20 protein-coding genes and 1 pseudogene are annotated in these 19,983 nt (G+C 61.5%); 3 read left to right on the forward strand and 18 right to left on the reverse strand.

Features of this window, described 5'->3' with window-relative positions:
* From AC1DYX_RS13620 to mnmG, 9 genes and pseudogenes are all read right to left on the reverse strand, one after another.
* Positions 1 to 105, reverse strand: a pseudogene (locus tag AC1DYX_RS13620) (F0F1 ATP synthase subunit delta); the annotation flags it as partial.
* Between the two features lie 2 nt (positions 106 to 107).
* Positions 108 to 578, reverse strand: coding sequence for a F0F1 ATP synthase subunit B (locus AC1DYX_RS13625; protein WP_477259564.1), 471 nt, complete (start codon positions 576 to 578; stop codon positions 108 to 110).
* A 77-nt stretch (positions 579 to 655) separates the two neighbouring features.
* Positions 656 to 898 (reverse strand): F0F1 ATP synthase subunit C, encoded by a 243-nt coding sequence (gene atpE / locus AC1DYX_RS13630; RefSeq protein ID WP_477259566.1) that lies wholly within the window; start codon positions 896 to 898, stop codon positions 656 to 658.
* Positions 899 to 985: 87 nt separating this feature from the next.
* A complete protein-coding gene (atpB, locus tag AC1DYX_RS13635; RefSeq protein WP_477259568.1) occupies positions 986 to 1,816 on the reverse strand; it encodes a F0F1 ATP synthase subunit A in 831 nt (276 codons plus the stop codon).
* Positions 1,816 to 2,157 (reverse strand): ATP synthase subunit I, encoded by a 342-nt coding sequence (locus AC1DYX_RS13640; protein WP_477259570.1) that lies wholly within the window; start codon positions 2,155 to 2,157, stop codon positions 1,816 to 1,818. Before AC1DYX_RS13640 ends, atpB begins: the two co-directional genes overlap by 1 nt.
* A 739-nt stretch (positions 2,158 to 2,896) precedes the next feature.
* Positions 2,897 to 3,796, reverse strand: a complete 900-nt coding sequence (locus tag AC1DYX_RS13645) for a ParB/RepB/Spo0J family partition protein (RefSeq protein ID WP_477259572.1) — start codon at positions 3,794 to 3,796, stop codon at positions 2,897 to 2,899.
* Positions 3,797 to 3,814: 18 nt separating this feature from the next.
* The gene (locus AC1DYX_RS13650) at positions 3,815 to 4,585 is read right to left on the reverse strand and encodes a ParA family protein (RefSeq protein WP_477259574.1); all 771 of its coding nucleotides are present in this window, start codon (positions 4,583 to 4,585) and stop codon (positions 3,815 to 3,817) included.
* Between the two features lie 127 nt (positions 4,586 to 4,712).
* On the reverse strand, positions 4,713 to 5,360 hold the full coding sequence (gene rsmG / locus AC1DYX_RS13655; RefSeq protein WP_477259576.1) for a 16S rRNA (guanine(527)-N(7))-methyltransferase RsmG: 648 nt from the start codon (positions 5,358 to 5,360) through the stop codon (positions 4,713 to 4,715).
* The gene (mnmG, locus tag AC1DYX_RS13660) at positions 5,357 to 7,291 is read right to left on the reverse strand and encodes a tRNA uridine-5-carboxymethylaminomethyl(34) synthesis enzyme MnmG (RefSeq protein ID WP_477259578.1); all 1,935 of its coding nucleotides are present in this window, start codon (positions 7,289 to 7,291) and stop codon (positions 5,357 to 5,359) included. The genes rsmG and mnmG overlap by 4 nt, the downstream gene beginning before the upstream one ends.
* Positions 7,292 to 7,450: 159 nt before the next feature.
* On the opposite strand from mnmG, the gene AC1DYX_RS13665 reads away from it, so the two are divergent.
* On the forward strand, positions 7,451 to 8,488 hold the full coding sequence (locus tag AC1DYX_RS13665; protein ID WP_477259580.1) for a DUF1176 domain-containing protein: 1,038 nt from the start codon (positions 7,451 to 7,453) through the stop codon (positions 8,486 to 8,488).
* A gap of 21 nt (positions 8,489 to 8,509) precedes the next feature.
* On the opposite strand, the gene AC1DYX_RS13670 is transcribed toward AC1DYX_RS13665, so the two are convergent.
* The 8 genes from AC1DYX_RS13670 to AC1DYX_RS13705 all read right to left on the reverse strand — a co-directional run bounded on the left by AC1DYX_RS13670 (position 8,510) and on the right by AC1DYX_RS13705 (position 16,690).
* Positions 8,510 to 9,280 carry a sulfite exporter TauE/SafE family protein gene (locus tag AC1DYX_RS13670; protein ID WP_477259582.1) on the reverse strand — a complete coding sequence of 257 codons (771 nt, stop codon included), beginning with the start codon at positions 9,278 to 9,280 and terminating at the stop codon, positions 8,510 to 8,512.
* 61 nt (positions 9,281 to 9,341) lie between these two features.
* Positions 9,342 to 10,178, reverse strand: a complete 837-nt coding sequence (locus tag AC1DYX_RS13675) for an alpha/beta fold hydrolase (RefSeq protein WP_477259584.1) — start codon at positions 10,176 to 10,178, stop codon at positions 9,342 to 9,344.
* 35 nt (positions 10,179 to 10,213) lie between these two features.
* Positions 10,214 to 11,197, reverse strand: coding sequence for a branched-chain amino acid ABC transporter permease (locus AC1DYX_RS13680; protein WP_477259586.1), 984 nt, complete (start codon positions 11,195 to 11,197; stop codon positions 10,214 to 10,216).
* Positions 11,198 to 11,206: 9 nt separating this feature from the next.
* Positions 11,207 to 12,091, reverse strand: coding sequence for a branched-chain amino acid ABC transporter permease (locus AC1DYX_RS13685; RefSeq protein ID WP_477259588.1), 885 nt, complete (start codon positions 12,089 to 12,091; stop codon positions 11,207 to 11,209).
* A gap of 4 nt (positions 12,092 to 12,095) precedes the next feature.
* A complete protein-coding gene (locus tag AC1DYX_RS13690; RefSeq protein WP_477259590.1) occupies positions 12,096 to 13,319 on the reverse strand; it encodes an ABC transporter substrate-binding protein in 1,224 nt (407 codons plus the stop codon).
* Positions 13,320 to 13,338: 19 nt separating this feature from the next.
* Entirely contained in the window at positions 13,339 to 14,046 is a 708-nt protein-coding gene (locus AC1DYX_RS13695) for an ABC transporter ATP-binding protein (protein WP_477259592.1), read from the reverse strand.
* Positions 14,043 to 14,816, reverse strand: coding sequence for an ABC transporter ATP-binding protein (locus AC1DYX_RS13700; RefSeq protein WP_477259594.1), 774 nt, complete (start codon positions 14,814 to 14,816; stop codon positions 14,043 to 14,045). Before AC1DYX_RS13700 ends, AC1DYX_RS13695 begins: the two co-directional genes overlap by 4 nt.
* A gap of 248 nt (positions 14,817 to 15,064) precedes the next feature.
* Positions 15,065 to 16,690: a GMC family oxidoreductase gene (locus AC1DYX_RS13705; protein WP_477259602.1), complete on the reverse strand. Its 1,626-nt coding sequence runs from the start codon at positions 16,688 to 16,690 to the stop codon at positions 15,065 to 15,067.
* A 668-nt stretch (positions 16,691 to 17,358) separates the two neighbouring features.
* Between AC1DYX_RS13705 and AC1DYX_RS13710 the strand changes: the two genes are divergently transcribed.
* Positions 17,359 to 17,634: a hypothetical protein gene (locus AC1DYX_RS13710; protein ID WP_477259596.1), complete on the forward strand. Its 276-nt coding sequence runs from the start codon at positions 17,359 to 17,361 to the stop codon at positions 17,632 to 17,634.
* A 438-nt stretch (positions 17,635 to 18,072) separates the two neighbouring features.
* Positions 18,073 to 18,870 carry a 5'-methylthioadenosine/adenosylhomocysteine nucleosidase gene (locus AC1DYX_RS13715; RefSeq protein ID WP_477259598.1) on the forward strand — a complete coding sequence of 266 codons (798 nt, stop codon included), beginning with the start codon at positions 18,073 to 18,075 and terminating at the stop codon, positions 18,868 to 18,870.
* On the opposite strand, the gene ald is transcribed toward AC1DYX_RS13715, so the two are convergent.
* A complete protein-coding gene (gene ald / locus AC1DYX_RS13720; RefSeq protein ID WP_477259600.1) occupies positions 18,840 to 19,955 on the reverse strand; it encodes an alanine dehydrogenase in 1,116 nt (371 codons plus the stop codon). The genes AC1DYX_RS13715 and ald overlap by 31 nt on opposite strands.
* Between the last annotated feature and the right edge of the window lie 28 nt (positions 19,956 to 19,983).

The following is a 19,983-nucleotide window of genomic DNA, read 5'->3' on the forward strand; positions in this document are numbered from 1 at the left end:
CGCCAGTTCCGCGACGGTGGCCGACCAGGCGGCCAGGTCGCCCTGCTGGGCGACGCGGAACAGTGCTTCGGCGTAAGGGCGGGCGACGGTTGCGAGTTCAGCCATGATCAGAGCTCGGTCGACAGGCGGTTCAGCAGGTCGGCGTGGGCCGCTGCGTTGACTTCGCGCTTCAGGATCTGTTCGGCACCGTGCACGGCAAGAGCAGCCACCTGGCCACGCAGTTCTTCGCGCGCACGGGTAACCTGCTGTTCGGCGTCGGCCTTCGCAGCTTCGACGATGCGGGCGGCTTCGACGCTGGCCTGTTGCTTGGCTTCTTCGATGATCGCCGCGGCACGCTTTTCGGCGTCGGCGATGCGCTTGGCGCTTTCGTCACGGGTCGCTGCCATTTCGCTAGCGATACGCTTCTCGGCGGCGGCCATTTCGGCCTTGCCACGGTCGGCGGCTGCCAGACCATTCGCGATCCTCTCGGCGCGCTCGTCGAGCGCTTTCATCAGCGGCGGCCACACGAATTTCATCGTGAAGATCGCCAGGATGAAGAAGACCACGAACTGGGCAAACAAGGTTGCATTCAAGTTCACGGTGTATTCCTTCTCACAAAAACGGATGCCGAACCTGGGGGGTTCGGCTGTTCAGAATCGAATAACGATTGATTCGATTAGCCGTGGAACGGATTTGCGAAAGCGAACAGCATGGCGATACCGACGCCGATCAGGAATGCCGCGTCGATCAGACCAGCCAGCAGGAACATTTTGGTCTGCAGGGTGTTCATCAGTTCAGGCTGACGTGCCGAGGCTTCCAGGTACTTACCGCCCATCAGTGCGATACCGATACATGCGCCGATAGCACCCAGGCCGATGATCAGACCGCAAGCCAGTGCAACGAAAGAAACGTCAGTCATGAGATTTACTCCAAAAGTATGTTAAAAAATTTAAAAATTACAACTTCTTTACTACCACTATCTTGGTCGTTCTTGCGATCGCGMCGATCAGTGGCCTTCGTGGGCCTGACCGATGTACACCAGCGTCAGCATCATGAAGATGAATGCCTGCAGCACGACGATCAGGATGTGGAAGATTGCCCAGATCGAACCTGCAATGACGTGGCCGACGAAGCCGAACACGGTTGCCGTGGAGCCGAGCAGTGCAATCAACAGGAACAGCAGCTCACCGGCGTACATGTTGCCGAACAGTCGCATGCCGAGCGACACGGTTTTTGCTGCGTATTCGATGATGTTCAGCAGGAGGTTGAACGGCGCCATGTAGATGCCGAACGGTGCTGCGAACAGTTCGTGGATCCAGCCGCCCAGGCCCTTGATCTTGACGCTGTAGTACAGCATCAGGGCCAGCACGCCGAGGGCCATGCCCAGAGTGCCGTTCAGGTCGGCGGTCGGAACGATGCGGAAATGCGGCTCGCCCATGCCCGTGAAGCGGAAAATGGCGGCAAACAGGTCGACCGGCAGGAAGTCCAGCGCGTTCATCAGCACGACCCAGATGAAGACGGTCAGTGCCAGCGGAGCGATGAAGGCGCGGTTGCCGTGCACGATGGCTTTCGACTGGTCTTCGACCATCTCGACGACCATTTCGACGGCGGCCTGGAAACGGCCCGGCACGCCGGCGGTGGCACGGCGCGCGGCCATCCACATGAACAGGCAGCCGATCACGCCCATGGTGACGGACCACAGGATGGTGTCGAGGTTCCACACGTGGAAATCGACCACGAAGGACTGGTGACCATGGGTCAGGTGGCCCAGGTGGTGCTGGATATATTCGCCTGCGGTTGGCGCGTGCTCCGCCGCGGTTTCTACCGTGTTCGTCATTATCGGTGCCTAAATAATAAAATGATGTAACTTTTCAGCGCCACGATGAACCCGCCCAGCAGGGCCAGCCAGTTCAGGCCGTGGTACAGCCGCGCTGCTGCGAACAGCAGCGCAAGCGTTAAAGCAATCTTTACAAATTCCCAGATGAAAAATGTGGCAGGGTTTGCACCGCCCATCTTCTTTGAACTGGCGAACAGGCGAAAAGCCATGATGCCATTGGGCACAACACAACACATCCCGCCAAGTACCGCCGAAAACATCGCAGCCCTCCCCCCCAGCAGTCCGGCGATCACGCCGGCCACAAGTGTTGCCATCATTTGCAGGGAGACCAAGCGCAGCATTTTTCTGTTCTTTTCGCGCCAGCCGTGGTGGAACCGAGTAACGGTATGGTAATTACATGAAACAGCGGGATTATAAGGTGTTATCGGACCCATAGTCAAACTCTTCCATCCTTGGGCTCGCTTATATCGGGTGTAAAAACTACAAAATTTATGCCCCGTAAACTGTTAAATTTCCTACGAAAACTTGCGTATTGATGGCTGGGGGCGTGGGTAAACACGTAGTTTCTGCCATGCATATACCGAACCGACGAGCTTGGTAGCGCGTCCATGACGGCGCGGATTTTTGCACCGCAGCAGTGAGGCGCTGAACAACGAAAGTGCATGGGTGCTTCGTTGTGGTGCAACCGATTGCATGGACGACGGCATGCGGTGTGGATGACGACTTAGTTGTCCACACACAACAGACCATACGAACGGGCAAAAAAATGCCGGGCTCGCGGCCCGGCATCGACAGTGTCGCGGTCAGGATTCAGGGCCGCAGGCGCGCAAGTACCGTGTCGAGAACGTCAAAATTCGGGGTCAGAGCACTTTTTGAGGAAGTTGCTCTGAGTAAATCGTCGGCAAGAGATCGCACATTACCGCGGCGATTCGGTGCCAGAGTAAGGGCGTCTTAGCCCAACATGCATATGGAACATTGTTCAGAAATGTGCTCTGACCCTGAATTTCCGCTGAATTTCCGCGAAAAAGTGCTCTGACCCCGAATTTTCCCCGAATTTTCGGCAGACGTCGAAGTCGAGGTTCAGGCCCGCAGGCGCGCGAGCACCGTGTCGAGAACGTCGAGGTCGGCGAAGTCGATGATCAGCTGTCCCTTGCCCTTGGCGCCCATCTTGAACGCGACGGGGGTGGCGAGGCGGTCGGATAATTCTTCTTCCAGGCGCACGATGTCGCCCGACTTTTCTTTCTGGCGGGGCGCGGCCGCCGGGGCGTTCTGCTCTTCCAGCGCGCGCGCCACCATTTTTTCCGTCTCGCGCACGGACAGGCGTTTGGCAATGACGTGGTTCGCCAGCGCGATCTGGCTCGCAGCGTCGACGGCGAGCAACGCGCGCGCATGGCCCATGTCGATGTCGCCCGCCATCAGCATCGTCTGCACGGGCGACGCAAGGTTGACGAGGCGTAGCAGGTTCGACACGGCGCTGCGCGAACGGCCGACGGCCTGCGCCGCCTGCTCATGGGTGAAGCTGAATTCCGAAATAAGGCGCGCGATGCCCTGCGCCTCTTCCAGCGGATTCAGGTCTTCGCGCTGGATGTTTTCGATCAGCGCCATCGCGGCGGCGTTCTGGTCGTCGACCTCGCGCACGAGCACGGGGATCTCGTCCAGGCCCGCGAGCTGGGCCGCGCGGAACCGCCGCTCGCCGGCGATGATCTCGTAGCGCGCGCCGTTAGTGGACGCCCCGGACGGGTATGTGTCGATCGGACGCACGAGTACCGGTTGCATGATGCCCTGCGACTTGATGGACGCAGCCAGTTCGGCCAGCGAGCCGTCGTCCATGCGGGTGCGCGGTTGATATTTGCCCGCCTGGATCTGTGTGACAGGCAGTGCGGACGGCGCGCCGGCGGATGCGGCCGGCGCTTCCTGCGCGTCCCCGCCGAGCAGCGCATCGAGGCCGCGGCCGAGACCTTTGAGTTTTTTGGTTGCCATAGCTTGTGCTTACCGTGATTACATGGTTTTGATGCGCTCGACCATCTCGGCACCGAAGGCGATGTACGCCTGGGCGCCCTTCGACGACGGATCGAACGTGACGCCCGGGATGCCGTACGACGGGGCTTCCGCCAGGCGCACGTTGCGCGGGATGATCGTCTTGAACACCTTGTCGCCGAAATGCTGCTCGAGCTGGGCCGACACCTGCTGCGACAAGGTCATGCGCGGATCGAACATCACGCGCAGCAGGCCGATGATGCGCAGGTCCTGGTTCAGGTTCGCATGCACCTTCTTGATCGTGTTCACGAGGTCGGACAGGCCTTCCAGCGCGTAGTACTCGCATTGCATCGGGATGATGACGCCGTGCGCCGACACGAGGCCGTTCAGCGTGAGCATCGACAGCGCCGGCGGGCAGTCGATCAGGATGAAGTCATAGTCGGCATCGACCTTGGCCAGCGCCTCCTTCAAACGACGCTCGCGATTTTCCAGCTCGACCATCTCCACTTCGGCGCCGGCCAGCTCGCGGTTGGCCGGCAGCACGTCGAAGCGGCCGGCCTCGCTGCGCAGGCGCGCCGCCGCAATGTCGGCCTCGCCGAGCAGCACCTCGTAGATCGACGAGGCCAGCCCCGCCTTGTTGATGCCCGCGCCCATCGTGGCATTGCCCTGCGGGTCGAGGTCGACCAGCAGCACGCGCTGGTCCAGCTTGGCGAGACCGGCGGAGAGGTTGACGCTCGTGGTGGTCTTGCCCACCCCGCCCTTCTGGTTTGCTACGCAAAAAATTTTCGCCATGTATGCCTTTATCGGACATACGGTTAATACCATTAAAACGGTTTATGCGATTTATATGGTAATAACCGTATAAACTGTTTATACGGTTTATTTGATTGATGCGCCGGGACCGGATATTCCGGATGTTTCACGTGGAACGCTGGATATGCACCAGGTGGCGCTCCGCACCCAGCCTGGGCACCTGCAGCGGTTCCACCCCGGTCACCTGCCATTCAGCCGGCAGCCGTTCCTGCTCGTCTTTCGGCGCCACCCCTTTCAGGGCAATGTAGCGGCCGCCGTCGGCCAGCAGGTGTGAAGACCAGTTGACGAAATCCGACAGGTCGGCAAACGCACGTGACGTGATGACGTCGAATTTGTCGCTCACCTGCAGTTGTTCCACTCGGGCCGTGTACACCGTCACATTGCTCAGGCCCAGTTCCGCCTTCACCTGGGTGAGGAATGCCGTCTTCTTGTGCACCGTGTCGATCATGGACACTTTCATGTCCGGCCGCACGATGGCCAGCACGATGCCCGGCAGGCCGCCGCCCGAACCCACGTCCAGCACATTATGCGCCTGCGCGAACGCGGGCACCGCCGCGAGCGAATCCAGCAGGTGATGCGTGACCATCTGCATCGGATCACGCAGCGAGGTCAGGTTGTACACCGAATTCCACTTGAACATCAACGCCAGGTAGTCCATCAGCTTTTCCCGCTGGGCCGAGCTGACGTCGAGGTGCATCGCGACGATGCCCTCTTCCAGTACGGCCGCAAGGGCGCTCCGGTCGAAATTCTTCATGCGGCCGATTCCTCGCTCGGGACATTGGTGAAGCCCTTGGCGCCGCGTTTTTTCAGGTGTACGAGCAGCAGAGAAATTGCCGCCGGCGTCACACCGGAAATGCGCGATGCCTGGCCCAGCGTCTCGGGACGTTGCTTGTCGAGCTTCTGGCGGACCTCGATCGACAGCGCCGTGATCTCCAGGTAGTTCAGGTTGTCCGGCAGCTTGAGGTTTTCGTAGTAGTCGTGGCGTTCCACCTCGCGCGCCTGGCGGTTGATATAGCCCGAATACTTCAGCTGGATCTCGACCTGTTCCTTGACGGCCGGATCCTCGACGCTCGGTCCGCCCAGTGCCTGGCCATCGACACCCTGCAAAGACACGAGCTGGTCGTATTCGACGCCCGGACGGCGCAACAGGTCCGCCAGGTTGTACTCGCGCTCGATGGCCTGCCCGATCACCCGTTCGGACTCGGCCGCGGCGAGGATGCGCGGGTTGACCCACGTCGTGCGCAGGCGTTCCAGTTCGCGCGCGACGGCGTCGCGCTTGCGCTCGAACGCTTCCCACTGCACATCGCCGACGACGCCCAGCTTGCGGCCGATTTCCGTCAGGCGCATGTCGGCATTGTCTTCACGCAGCGACAAACGGTATTCGGCGCGGCTCGTGAACATACGATATGGCTCCGCCACACCCTGCGTCGTCAGATCGTCGACGAGCACGCCCAGATAGGCTTCCGAGCGCGACGGCGTCCACGCCTCGCGGCCCTGGGTCTGCAGCGCCGCATTGATACCGGCCAGCATGCCCTGCGCGGCCGCTTCTTCGTAACCGGTCGTGCCATTGATCTGGCCGGCAAAAAACAGCCCCTGGATCGCCTTCGTCTCCAGCGATGCCTTCAGGCCGCGCGGGTCGAAATAATCGTATTCGATCGCATAGCCGGGACGCAGGATGAAGGCATTCTCCAGACCCCTCATCGAACGGACCAGCGCGAGCTGGACGTCAAACGGCAGGCTCGTCGAGATCCCGTTCGGATAAAACTCGTTCGTCGTCAGGCCTTCCGGTTCGAGAAAGATCTGGTGCGATYCCTTCGACGCGAAGCGGTGGATCTTGTCTTCGATCGACGGGCAATAGCGCGGACCCACGCCTTCGATCACGCCCGTGTACATCGGGCTGCGGTCGAGGCCGTTGCGGATGATGTCGTGCGTCTGCGCATTCGTGTGCGTGACCCAGCACGGCAGCTGTTTCGGATGCATGGCGGCATTGCCCATGTACGAAAACACCGGCACCGGATCGAGGTCGCCCGGCTGTTCCGTCATCACGGAAAAGTCGATGCTGCGGCCATCGATGCGCGGCGGCGTGCCGGTCTTGAGACGGCCCTGCGGCAGCTTGAGTTCCTTCAGGCGCGACGACAACGACACGGCCGGCGGATCGCCGGCGCGACCGGCCGAGTAATTCTGCAGGCCGACGTGGATCTTACCGTCGAGGAAGGTACCCGCCGTCAGCACGACGGCGCGCGCACGGAAGCGCAGGCCGATCTGCGTAACGGCACCGACGACGCGGTCGCCTTCGACCATCAGGTCGTCGACGGCCTGCTGGAACAGCCACAGGTTGGGCTGGTTTTCCAGGCGCGAACGGATCGCCTGCTTGTACAGCATGCGGTCGGCCTGGGCACGGGTGGCGCGCACGGCCGGGCCCTTCGAGGAGTTCAGGATGCGGAACTGGATGCCCGCTTCGTCCGTGGCAATGGCCATTGCGCCGCCCATGGCGTCGACTTCCTTGACCAGGTGGCCCTTGCCGATGCCGCCGATCGAGGGGTTGCAGGACATCGCCCCGAGGGTTTCAATATTGTGAGTGAGCAACAGGGTCTTTTGGCCCATGCGCGCAGACGCGAGCGCCGCTTCGGTGCCGGCATGGCCGCCGCCAACGACGATTACGTCGAATTCTGTCGGAAATAGCATGATGGAATGTGTTGCGAGGAGGATTAAGAAAGGATTATAGATTCTTTTTTTGACGCAGCTTTGGCTGAGCTCTTAAAACGACAGATTTTGTTTCACGTGAAACAGTGGTAGAGCGGCTACGTGCTAGGATTTTGCGACACTAACCCATCCGACGCTGCCATGCCGACACCACGCCAGCACATCTACGCCCTCTTCTTCATGAGCACCTGCGTCGGCGCCGCGGCGCGCACCGACCTGCCGTCCATCTCGTTCGGCCACAAGGATTGGGAACTCGCCTGCGACAACACACGGACCTGCCGGGCTGCCGGCTACCACCCGGAAGGCGACGAACCCAATGCCACCATCCTTCTTACCCGTGCGGCCGGGCCGCACCAGCCTGTCGCCATCCAGCTGCAGCTGGCGGATGACGAGCGCCATCCGCTTCCCGGCCTGGTCACGATGACCGTCGCCCAGCGGCCCGTCGGCAGCGTCCGCCTCGATCCTAAGTCAAACACCGGCGCGCTGTCCCAGACGCAAGTCCAGGCCCTGTTACCCGCATTGCTGAAAGATGAGCTGGTCGCGTGGTCCGCGAACGGGACCACGTGGACGATCTCGACGGCAGGCGCCAATGCCGTGCTGCTCAAAATGGATGAATTCCAGGGACGGCTGGACACGCCCGGTGCACTCGTGCGCAAGGGAAGCAAGCCAGAAGGAAATGTTCTGCCGGCAGTTGCACCGCCGCGCATCACACCCAGCCCCGTCAGCCAGGACAAACACCCGCTCACGTTGACGGCTGCACAGACGCGCGATCTGATCGCGGCGTTGCGCATGACCGCGCGGGACGGCAGTTGCGACATGCTGGACGCCAAAAGCGACGAGGCCAGCGAACTCGAGGTCCGACGCCTGACGAAAGACAAGTTGCTCGTGTCGCACATCTGCTGGCGAGCCGCGTACAACGAGGGTGCCGGCTACTGGGTTGCCAATGCCCAGCCGCCATACATTCCGGTCCTCGTCACGACATCAGCCACCGACTACGACAACGGCGTCATCTCGTCCATGCAAAAGGGGCGAGGCATCGGCGACTGCATCGGCACGGCAACCTGGACCTGGGATGGCCGTACCTTTATGCAGACGTCGGACGCGACGACAGGCATGTGCCGGCAATTCCCCGGCGGGGCCTGGAATCTGCCGACGCTCGTGACCCGCGTAGGCAAGTGACCACTGTTTCACGTGAAACAATCACCAGCCGAGACGCATGAACGAGTCGTACGCAGTCTTGACAATCAGCAGCGACACGACGACGAGGAACAGCTTGCGCACGAACCCGCTGCCATGCTTCAGCGCCAACCGCGTACCGATCAGCGACCCGGCCACCTGACACACAGCCATCAACGCGGCCAACTTCCAGATCAGGTGACCGCTATAGCCGAACCAGATCAGCGCCGACACATTGCACGCGACGTTCACCACCTTCGCGGCAGCGGACGCGCCCAGGAAGTCGAAGCCGAAGAAACGGACGAACAGGAATAGCAGGAAACTACCGGTACCTGGGCCAAAGAAACCGTCATAAAAACCGATGAAGGCGCCGACACTCACCGCCAGCAGGCGTTCCGTCATCCCGCTGTGCAGCGGCGCGTGGACGGAGCCGAAGTCCTTCTTCTTGAACGTGTAGACGGCCACGGCCAGCAGGATCAGCGGCAGCAGGCTGCGCACGAAGTCGCCGGGAACACGGGTCACGGTCCAGGCACCCGCGAAAGCCATGACGAACGCAGCGACGGCGGCCGGGGCTGCGGCACTCCACGCGACCTGCACCCGCCGCGCGTATTTCACGGCGGCGACCGTCGTCCCGAATATCGCCGCCAGCTTATTGGTACCCAGCAGCGTTGCCGGCACTTCCTTCGGATACACGGCAAAGATCGCCGGGATCTGGATCAGCCCTCCTCCACCGACGACAGCATCAACGAGACCGGCAACGAAGGCCGCCACGGCCAGCAGGGCAAAATCGAACATGAAACACCAGCGCGTAAAAGCGCTATTGTACGGTGTGGCGCTTGTTGCGACGCAACAAAGCTCAGACGGCAGCCGCCCGTCCTTCCTCGAAGAACTGGATCAGCAAGCGGTTGACCTCGTCCGCCGCCGTCAGTTGCAGCCAGTGATCGGCGCCGCGGATGTGCTCGAAACGGAATTCGCCGTCGACATAGTGCGCCGAGTCGCGCATCTGTTTTTCGCCCAGCGCGAGATCGCGGTCGCTCCACAATCCCATCACGGGCACCTTCACGTGCCGGTGCGCGCGCGGCAGCGCCAGGCTCACATTGGCACGGTAATAGTTCAGTGCGGCCGTCAGGCGGCCCGGCGGCGACAGGTCGCGCTTCCAGTGATCGGATTGGCCGGGCTCGTCCGTGAACTGGCGCATGATGAACCAGTCCGCCGCCCGCAGGGTATGCTCGGCCAGCCCAGGCACCATGAAGCCGAGGATATATATCATACGCAAGCGCTGCAGGATGCCCGCGTGCCCGATCGCATACGGATGACCGGTCGACAGCGTCACATAGCGGTGTACGCGCTCGGGCGCCAGCGCCGCGATCTGCCAGCCGACCACGCCGCCCCAGTCATGGCCGACGAGGAAAACCTTGTCGACGTGCAGGGCGTCGAGCAGGCCGAGCACGTCGCCGCGCAGCTTGTCGAGTGTGTAGTCGAGGACGCCGCCCGGCGCATCGCTGCGGCCGTAACCGCGCAGGTCGGGGGCCAGTACACGAAAGCCGGCGGCGGCCAGCGCGGGGACTTGTTTGCGCCAGACGAGGTGCGTGTCGGGAAAGCCGTGCAGTAGCAGCACGGACGGGCCCTGCCCCGTCATCGTCGTATGGATGCGGATGCCGTTCACATCCAGCATGAGAGATTCTTCGATCACGTGCGTCTCCTTGCCACTCGTCCGGCATCAACGGTTCAGGCGGGCTCGCGACGGCGGCTTGCGCGGGCCAATGCCGCAGCGATCTCACCGACGATGCCCCGCCGGAACAACAGCACACAGGCAACAAAGATGAGGCCGGTGACGATGCCGACGGATTCTCCAAGTGATGCGAACCATTCTACATGCGTCGCCTCGGCCAGGAAGTTCCCGAAGTCGCCGAGCTTGTTTTCCAGCGCGACGATGAGGAAGGCGCCCAGGATCGGCCCGGCCAGGGTGCCCATGCCGCCCACGAGGGTCATCAGGATGACGAGGCCGGACATGGTCCAGTGCACGTCCGTCAGCGTCTCGAAGCCGAGCACGACCGTCTTGGTGGCGCCGGCGAGACCGGCCAGCGCGGCCGACAGCACGAACGCAACGAGCTTGTAGTTGTCCACGTCGTAGCCCAGGGAAATGGCGCGCGCTTCATTTTCTTTGATGGCTTTAAGCACTTGCCCGAACGGCGAGTGCACGGTGCGCACGATCAGCGCAAAACCGCCGACGGCCAGCGCCAGCACGACGTAGTACAAATGGATGTCGTTGGCGAGGGCTAGCATGCCCAACAGCTTGCCGCGCGGCACGCCCTGCAGCCCATCCTCGCCATGCGTAAACGGCGCGCGCAACGCGGCGAAATACACCATCTGGGCGAGGGCCAGGGTGATCATCGCAAAATAAATGCCCTGACGCCGGATGGCCAACAGCCCCATCACGAGACCCAGCGCCGCGGCGGCCAGCACACCCAGCAGCAGGGAGAGTTCGAACGGCAGCCCGAGGCCCGTCAGCGCATAGCCGGTCACGTAGCCGGCGCCGCCGAAAAATGCCGCATGGCCGAACGACAGCAGGCCCGTGTAGCCGATCAGCAGATTGAACGCACAGGCGAACAAGCCGAAGCACAGCAGTTTCATCAGGAAGACCGGATAGCCGACGAACGGCGCCACCAGCGCCACCGCCAGCGCGAGTCCATAGCCCAGCGTTCTGTTCATGACCTCTCCTTATCGTTCCTTGCCGAACAGGCCGGCGGGCCGCAGCAGCAATACGATCACCATCACGACGAACACGACGACTTCCGACGCTTCCGGGTAATAGACGCGCGTCAGCCCCTCGATGACACCCAGCGCCAGGCCCGTGACGATGGAGCCGAGGATCGACCCCATGCCGCCGATCACGACGACAGCGAACACGACGATGATGAGGTTCGAGCCCATCAGCGGCGTCACGTTGATGACGGGCGCGGCCAGGACGCCCGCGAAGCCGGCCAGCGCGACGCCGAAGCCATAGGTCAATGTCACCATCAGCGGCACGTTGACGCCGAACGCCTCGACCAGCTTCGGATTCTCCGTACCGGCGCGCAGATAGGCGCCCAGCCGCGTCTTTTCGATCGTGAACCAGGTCGCCAGGCACACGACGAGCGACGCCAGCACGACCCACGCACGGTAGTTCGGCAGCATCATGAAGCCGAGGTCGGTCGCGCCGGACAGCGCTTCCGGCACGTCCAGCGTCTGGCCGGACACGCCGAAGAACGAGCGGAACACGCCCTCCAGCAACAAGGTGATGCCGAACGTCAGCAACAGGCCATACAAATGATCGACGCGATAGAGCCAGCGCAGCATCGTCTTTTCGATCAGGATGCCGAACACGCCGACGATCAAGGGCGCCAGCACGAGCATCATCCAGTAGTTCAACCCGAACGACGTGACCCCGATGTACGCCGCGAACGCGCCCATCATGTACAGGGCGCCGTGCGAGAAATTGATCACGTTGAGCAGGCCAAAGATCACGGCCAGGCCGAGCGACAGCATCGCATAGAACGAGCCGTTGACCAGGCCCAGCAGCAGCTGGCTCATCATGGCCTGCAGGGGGACGCCGAATATTTGCATGGACTCACTTCCAGGCTGCGCACTTCGTCTCGGCCTTGGTCGTGTACGCCTGCGCACCCGGGATCGTGGCGACGACCTTGTAGTAATCCCAAGGCGCCTTCGACTCGGCCGGTGTTTTAACTTGCATCAGATACATGTCGTGGACCATGCGGCCGTCCGGGCGGATCTCGCCATTCTTCGCGAACATGTCGTTGATCTTGGTTTTTTTCAGCTGGGCCATGACCTTGTCGCCATCGTCCGTGCCGGTCGCCTTGACCGCGTTCAGGTAATTCATCGCAGCCGAATAATCGGCCGCCTGCAGCGACGACGGCTCCTTCTTCATCTTGGCAAAGTATTTCCTGGCCCACGTACGCGTGTCGTTATTCATGTCCCAATACCAGGCGTCCGTCAGGTACAGGCCCTGCGTCGTCGGCAGGCCGAGGGTGTGGATATCGTTAATGAACACGAGCAGGCCAGCGATCTTCATCTTGCTCGTCAGCCCGAATTCCTTCGCGGCCTTGACGGAGTTGATGAAGTCGCCGCCGGCATTCGCCAGCCCCAGCACCTGGGCTTTCGAGGATTGCGCCTGCAACAGGAACGACGAGAAATCGGAGGCGCCGAGCGGGTGCTTGACGCTGCCCAGCACGGTACCGCCATTCGCTTTGACGACGTCGGTCGTGTCCTTTTCCAGCGACTGGCCGAACGCATAGTCCGCCGTGAGGAAGTACCAGGTCTTGCCGCCCTGCTTGACCATCGTGGCGCCCGTGCCGCGCGCGAGCGCGACCGTGTCGTATGCGTAGTGCACGGTGTACGGCGAGCACTGTTCGTTGGTCAGTTGCGCGGTGCCGGAGCCGATCGCAATAAACACTTTTTTCTTTTCCGCCGCGACCTTGGCCATGGCCAGGCTAGCGCCGGAATTCGTGCCGCCGATCAACATGTCGACGCCCTGCTGATCGAACCATTCCCTCGCCTTGCTGGCGGCGATGTCCGGCTTGTTCTGGTGATCGGCGACGATGAACTGGATCTTCTTGCCATTGATGGCGCCCCCCATGTCCGCGATCGCCATGCGCACGGCTTCGGCGCCGCCATTGCCGTCGATGTCGGAATACACGCCGGATAAATCCGTAATCATGCCGATCTTGATGGTGTCGCCCGAGATCTGGGCGAGCACGGGCGTGGACAAACCGGCCGCGCAGGCGGCGGCGGATAAGGCAATGGCGGTGCGCATTGTGCGTATCGTGCGTTTCATGAGGTCTCCAGGTCGATGATCAAACGCCCAGCAATTCCGTGAGTTCCGGCATGCTGGTCCGCAATTCCCCGGCCGCGATCGTTTTGACGATGCGGCCGTGTTCCATGACATAAAACCGGTCCGCCAGCGGCGCCGCGAACCGGAAATTCTGTTCCACCATGACGATCGTGTAGCCCTTCTCCCTGAGCGTCCGGATCATGCGCGCGAGCGCCTGCACGATGACGGGCGCCAGCCCTTCCGAGATCTCGTCCAGCAGCAACAGGCGCGCGCCCGTGCGCAGGATGCGCGCCACGGCCAGCATCTGCTGCTCGCCGCCGGACAGCCGCGTGCCCGGGCTGTGGCGGCGTTCATACAGGTTCGGAAACATCTGGTAAATCTCGGCCACGGACATGCCGGACTCGTGACCGGCCAGCCGCGGCGGCAACATCAAGTTTTCCTCGGTCGACAGCGACGAGAATATGCCGCGCTCTTCCGGGCAATAACCGATGCCGAGATGGGCGATCCGGTGCGTCGGCAGGCGGATCGCCTCGACGCCATTGACGCGAATGGCACCGCTGCGCGCCCCCGTCAGGCCCATGATGGCGCGCAGGGTGGTCGTGCGGCCGGCGCCATTTCTCCCCAACAAAGTCACAACCTCGCCCGGCTGCACGGACAGGCTGACGCCATGCAGGATGTGCGATTCGCCATACCAGGCGTGCAAGTCGACGATGTCCAGTGCCGGCGTCATCCGTGCGCTCCTTCCAACGGCGTGTCCGCACTGCCCATATACGCTTCGACGACCTGCGGATTGCGCGACACGTCCTCGTAGCTGCCTTCCGCCAGCACGGCGCCGCGCTGCAGCACGGAAATGCGGTCGCAGATGCCGGCGACGACGTTCATGTTGTGCTCGACCATCAGGATCGTGCGGCCGGCCGACACCTTCTTGATGAGTTCCGTCACGCGGTGCACGTCTTCGTGGCCCATGCCCTGCGTGGGCTCGTCCAGCAGCATGAGTTCCGGCTCCATGCCCAGGGTTGTGGCGATCTCGAGCGCGCGCTTGCGGCCGTAGGGCAAGTCGGCCGTGATGCTGTCGGCGAATTCCGCCAGGTCGACTTCGGCCAGCAGCTGCATCGCGCGGTCGTCGAGCTGCCGCAATGTCCGCTCGCTGCGCCAGAAGTGATAACTCGTACCGAGCGCCCGCTGCAGGCCGATGCGCACATTCTGCAGCACGGTCATGTGCGGAAACACGGCCGAGATCTGGAACGAGCGGATGATGCCCCGGCGCGCGATCTGCGCAGGCCTGAGCGAGGTGATGTCGGTGCCGTTGAACACGATGCGGCCGGCGGATGGCGACAGGAATTTCGTGAGCAGATTGAAGCAGGTGGTCTTGCCGGCGCCATTGGGACCGATCAGCGCGTGGATATGGCCGCGCTGCACCTGCAGGTTGACCCGATCGACGGCCGTAAAACCCTTGAATTCCTTCGTCAGCTCACGTGTTTCCAGAATGACGTCCGGCATTGCGTCTCCCCGCGGTCGTGATGCAAGCATTCAAGCTTGATAAATCATACACACTTTTGGCAATCTTCAAGATACAGCACGAGCCCGGTAAATCGTCCTGCGTTACGTCATGACGGCACGCAAACCCGTTGTGCAAATTTGCCCAGCAACGTAGGGTGGGCACCCTGTGCCCACCATGCATTACCGCGACACATGCATTTGGTGGGCACGTTCGTATGTGAGGCCCCGGCCTCAAATGCCCACCCTGTCTACGTACAATCGTGCAGGATCAGCTGAGCCGTCTTTTCCGCGATCATGAGGGTCGGCGAATTCGTATTGCCGGACGTGATCGTCGGCATGATGGACGCGTCGACGACCCGCAACTTATCCACACCTTTTACGCGCAGGGTACTGTCGACGACGGCGAGCGGATCGTCGAGCCGGCCCATGCGGCAAGTGCCGACAGGGTGAAAAATCGTCGTGCCGATGAGGCCGGCCGCCTGCGCCAGTTCGTCTTCCGTGTGGTAATGCGGGCCGGGCTTGAATTCTTCCGGGCGGTATTTCGCCATGGCCGGCGCCGCCACGATGCGCCGCGTGAGAGACAACGCCTCGGCCGCGACCTTGCGATCTTCCTGGGTGCTGAGGTAGTTCGGCACGATCTTCGGCGGCGCGTAGCTGTCGTTCGCCGCAAGCCGGACATGGCCGCGCGCCGTCGGCCGCAGGTTGCAGACGCTGGCCGTGAACGCTGGAAAACCGTGCAGCGGATCGCCGAATTTTTCCAGAGATAACGGCTGCACGTGGTATTCCAGGTTCGGCGTCGCCTGGCCGGGATCGGAACGGGCAAAGGCGCCCAGCTGCGACGGGGCCATCGACATGGGCCCGCTCTGGAACAGCAGGTATTGCAGCCCGATCTTCATCTTGCCGTGCCACGACGCAGCGCTCGTGTTCAGCGAAGGGGCGCCCGTGATGCGATAGACCATGCGCAACTGCAAATGATCCTGCAAATTCTCGCCCACGCCAGGCGCGTCGACGATGGGCGCAATACCGTGCCGGTGCAGCAGGTCGGCGGGCCCGATGCCAGACAATTGCAGGAGGTGGGGCGAACCGATCGCGCCGGCGGCCAACAAGGTTTCGCGCCGGGCCGTGGCCGTGAATGCGCGGYCGCCGCCCGAAAATTGCACGCCGCGGCAGATGGCGCCCTGCTCCGTCCGGTCGATGAGCAGCTTTTCCACATGACAGCCGGTCATGATCGTCAAGTTCGGTCGTGCCGCCGCCGGCCGCAGGAATGCTTTGGAAGCGTTCAGCCGGATGCCGCGCCGCTGGTTGACTTCGAAATAGGCACAGCCCGTGTTATCGCCGCCGTTGAAATCGTCGATTTTCGGAATCCCGGTCTCGCTGGCCGCTTCCCGGAAGGCGTCGAGGATGGCCCAGGACAAACGCTGGCGCTCGACTCGCCATTCTCCGCCGCCGCCGTGCGTGGCGCTGGCGCCGCCGTGATGGTCTTCGCTTGCCTTAAAAAGCGGCAGCACGTTCTCCCAGCGCCATGAGGAATCGCCGGTCACCGCGGCCCAATGGTCATAGTCTCCGGCCTGACCACGCATGTAGATCATGCCGTTGATTGACGAACTTCCACCGAGCACTTTTCCACGCGGGTAGATCAAGGCGCGACCCGCGAGGCCGGGATCGGGTTCCGTCCTGAACAACCAGTCCGTGCGGGGATTCCCGATGCAATGCAAATAGCCGACGGGAATATGGATCCACAGGTAATCGTCCTTGCCGCCCGCCTCGATCAGCAGGACGTGCACATCGGGCTTGCGCGTGAGGCGGTTGGCCAGCACGCAGCCGGCAGTGCCGGCGCCCACGATGATGTAGTCGAACTCGCCTGCGGACTCCATGGACCCTCGCTTCGTGATTCGGTTGAGAAAGCTTACCAGATGATCAAGCTCAACAAGGGGTCGCTGGACTGTGGATAAACGTATGAATATCCACAGGTACGAAATGTGAGGAAGACGGACTTTTCGCACAGCCGAGATTTTTATCCAGTTTTGCCACAAGGCACATACAAAACCAGCCCACCGGCTTATGCGAACCGTAAACGTTTGATGTTGTGGACAAAACCCAGCTTATCCACAGAAGAGTGGTACCGTTAACTATTACCATTATTCTGTATACAAGCTTTTGGTTGTAAACCTGACGACTCTGCTCGAACGGGTGACCCTGCCGAACAATTTTTTCGACTCCGGTCACGCCGCCCCTGCGACACCGCTGACAGCGTCGATCGTTGTGATGTCCTGCTTCCGAAAAAAAAGACCGACTCCGGACGCGCAAGCGGTTCGACCCTGACGCGACGTCGATCTGGCTAGCTGTCAGCGCTGAAAAACCATCGTTTCCAGCTCAAAAACCGCCTGACTCCGCCTGCTTTGTGGATAAGCTGCTGAATATCCACAGGATCGAATGTGCGGAACTGACACCTGACGCGGTCGCCGATTTCTTGTCCAGTTTCGGTCCCATCCAGAACCAAGGTTTGTTCAACGGTTTACGGCGCACGTAAACCCTTGAGCTTGTGGAAAAAATCTGGTTTATCCACAATCCTGCCCGCGTTTACTATCACTACTATCCTTTCTTTCTATCCAAGTTAACTAAAGAAGGAAAACTGTCGCGGCGTCGGCAGAACGGCTCACGCCGCACGATTGACGGCTACGCCGGCACGACGCATACGCTCTTTTGTCTGCAAAAAAAAAAAAAAAAAAAAGCAACTCAGGCCATCGTGGCCACGACAGCGTCGGCGATGACGCAAGCTTCTGGTTCGCGATTGATCGCTGTCAGCGTTTCAATGTGAGGCAGACACTGCTCGACATCTTTTTTGTCTGCAGAAAGAACAAGACGCCTCTATCGCATCCACAACGAGACCTCGTCCTGCTGGCGCTACACTCGGACGATCGATGTCAATGGAACATGCAACCCCGCCTGAAAACGGCGCGATTGTGGAAAACCGACTGCATATCCACAGGACCGGATGTGCAGAACAGCGTCTTTTTCTGCTCCCAGGTTTTTTGTCCAACATCGGTTCAGCGCCGATACAATGCTTGTCCAGCCGCTCCATGAGCGCGTAAACCGTTGACGCTGTAGATAAATTCCGTCTTATCCACAGACAGCAACGCGTTTACTATCACTACCATTTTTTATATACATCTTTGTCTATAAAACAAAAACAGCGGGAAAAACGGGAACAAGTCACCCAACACCCCGTCCAGACAACCCAAAAACAGGCAAAAACATGCGATTAGGAATCATCAGCGCACTGCACGAAGAACAGCAGGGGCTCGTAGAAGCCATGGAAGGGCCCTACAAGCTCACGCACGGCATGCGTGACTACTTCCTCGGTCGACTGTGGGAAATCGACGCTGTGTGCGTTTTATCGCGTATAGGCAAGGTTGCAGCGGCACTGACGACGACGACGCTTGTGGAGAAGTTCGGTGTTACCCACATCCTTTTTACGGGCGTGGCTGGCGCTGGAGACGCTTCGATCCGTGTCGGCGACATCGTCGTGGCCGAATCCCTGATCCAGCACGACATGGACGCGAGTCCCTTGTTTCCCCGTTATGAGGTACCGTTGACGGGTTTGACGCACTTCCTGTCCGACCATCACATGGCCTTGCAGCTGTCCGATGCGGCGCAACGCTTCCTGGAAGACGACTTCGCCCTGGCTGTCGATGCCGGGGAACGGGCCGTATTCGCGCTCAGCGGGCCGCGGTTGCATCGTGGGCTGATCGCCAGCGCCGACCAGTTCGTCAGCGACAGGGACCGTCTGAACGCGTTGAATACGGCCTTGCCGGGCCTGCTGGCCGTGGAGATGGAAGGCGCTGCGGTGGCGCAGGCCTGTTTCGAGCTGGGAATCCCATTCGGCGTGATCCGGACGATTTCCGACAACGCCAATGAAAACGCGGCCACGGATTTCATGCGTTTCGTGAAATCCGTCGCCGCGCGTTATGCTTTTTATATCGTCAGGCAGTTCTGCCTGGGCTGGCAGGCGTCGGCCGATGCTCAGTCCAGCAAGCCATCCGCCCGCACGTAGTCGTACCCCAGGTCCTTCGCCACGGCGGCGTAGGTCACTTTGCCTTCGCAGACGTTCAGGCCGTTCTTGAGGTGGGGATCGTCGCGCAACGCCTTCCGCCAGCCCTTGTTCGCCAGCGCCACGGCATGGCCTATCGTCGCGTTGTTCAGCGCGAATGTCGACGTGCGTGCCACCGCACCCGGCATATTGGCCACGCAATAATGCACGACGCCATCGACGACGAAGGTCGGATCGGCATGTGTCGTCGGATGCGATGTCTCGAAACAGCCGCCCTGGTCGATCGCCACGTCGACGACGACCGATCCTTTCTTCATGCGCGCGACCATGGCCCGCGTCACCAGTTTCGGCGCCGCGGCCCCGGGCACGAGCACGCCGCCGATGACGAGATCGGCCGACAGCACGGCTTCCTCGATCGCATGCGTGTTCGAATACACCGTGGTGATCCGGTTGCCATAGATCAGATCGAGCTGGCGCAGGCGGTCGACGTTCTTGTCGAGGACGGTCACGCGCGCGCCGATGCCGACGGCCATCTGCAATGCATTGGTCCCCACGACGCCGGCGCCGATGATGACGATGTGTCCTGCCGCCACGCCCGGCACGCCGCCCAGCAGGATGCCGGCGCCGCCTTTCGATTTCTCCAGGTGACAGGCGCCGGCCTGGATGGACATCCGCCCCGCCACCTCGCTCATCGGGGCGAGCAGCGGCAGGCCACCGCCAGGGCCGGTGATGGTTTCATATGCAATGCACACGGCGCCCGATTTCACCAGGGCCGCCGTCTGCTCCGGATCCGGTGCCAGGTGCAGATAGGTGTACAGGATCTGTCCCGGCCGCAGCATCGCGCATTCCTGCGGCTGCGGTTCCTTGACTTTGACGATCATCTCGGCTTGTGCGAAGACGTCTTGCGCGGACGCCACCATCGTCGCGCCGGCGGCCGTGTACTGCTCGTCCGTCAACCCGATGCCGATACCCGCGCCGGCCTGCACGATGACACGATGACCGCGCGCGACCAGTTCATGCACGCTGGGGGGCGTGAGGCCCACCCGGAATTCATTGTTTTTGATTTCTTTTGGGACGCCTACTAACATGTCTTCCTCCAAGTTGGACAGCTAAACC

Source organism: Massilia sp. P2_C2, from assembly GCF_056404615.1.

What these genes read in the sequence shown, in the direction of transcription:
- atpE (WP_477259566.1), bottom strand. Translation starts at nt 898, where the DNA reads ATGACTGACGTTTCTTTCGTTGCACTGGCTTGCGGTCTGATCATCGGC.
- atpB (WP_477259568.1), bottom strand. Translation starts at nt 1,816, where the DNA reads ATGACGAACACGGTAGAAACCGCGGCGGAGCACGCGCCAACCGCAGGC.
- AC1DYX_RS13640 (WP_477259570.1), bottom strand. Translation starts at nt 2,157, where the DNA reads ATGCTGCGCTTGGTCTCCCTGCAAATGATGGCAACACTTGTGGCCGGC.
- AC1DYX_RS13645 (WP_477259572.1), bottom strand. Translation starts at nt 3,796, where the DNA reads ATGGCAACCAAAAAACTCAAAGGTCTCGGCCGCGGCCTCGATGCGCTG.
- AC1DYX_RS13650 (WP_477259574.1), bottom strand. Translation starts at nt 4,585, where the DNA reads ATGGCGAAAATTTTTTGCGTAGCAAACCAGAAGGGCGGGGTGGGCAAG.
- rsmG (WP_477259576.1), bottom strand. Translation starts at nt 5,360, where the DNA reads ATGAAGAATTTCGACCGGAGCGCCCTTGCGGCCGTACTGGAAGAGGGC.
- AC1DYX_RS13665 (WP_477259580.1), top strand. Translation starts at nt 7,451, where the DNA reads ATGCCGACACCACGCCAGCACATCTACGCCCTCTTCTTCATGAGCACC.
- AC1DYX_RS13670 (WP_477259582.1), bottom strand. Translation starts at nt 9,280, where the DNA reads ATGTTCGATTTTGCCCTGCTGGCCGTGGCGGCCTTCGTTGCCGGTCTC.
- AC1DYX_RS13680 (WP_477259586.1), bottom strand. Translation starts at nt 11,197, where the DNA reads ATGAACAGAACGCTGGGCTATGGACTCGCGCTGGCGGTGGCGCTGGTG.
- AC1DYX_RS13685 (WP_477259588.1), bottom strand. Translation starts at nt 12,091, where the DNA reads ATGCAAATATTCGGCGTCCCCCTGCAGGCCATGATGAGCCAGCTGCTG.
- AC1DYX_RS13690 (WP_477259590.1), bottom strand. Translation starts at nt 13,319, where the DNA reads ATGAAACGCACGATACGCACAATGCGCACCGCCATTGCCTTATCCGCC.
- AC1DYX_RS13695 (WP_477259592.1), bottom strand. Translation starts at nt 14,046, where the DNA reads ATGACGCCGGCACTGGACATCGTCGACTTGCACGCCTGGTATGGCGAA.
- AC1DYX_RS13700 (WP_477259594.1), bottom strand. Translation starts at nt 14,816, where the DNA reads ATGCCGGACGTCATTCTGGAAACACGTGAGCTGACGAAGGAATTCAAG.
- AC1DYX_RS13715 (WP_477259598.1), top strand. Translation starts at nt 18,073, where the DNA reads ATGCGATTAGGAATCATCAGCGCACTGCACGAAGAACAGCAGGGGCTC.
- ald (WP_477259600.1), bottom strand. Translation starts at nt 19,955, where the DNA reads ATGTTAGTAGGCGTCCCAAAAGAAATCAAAAACAATGAATTCCGGGTG.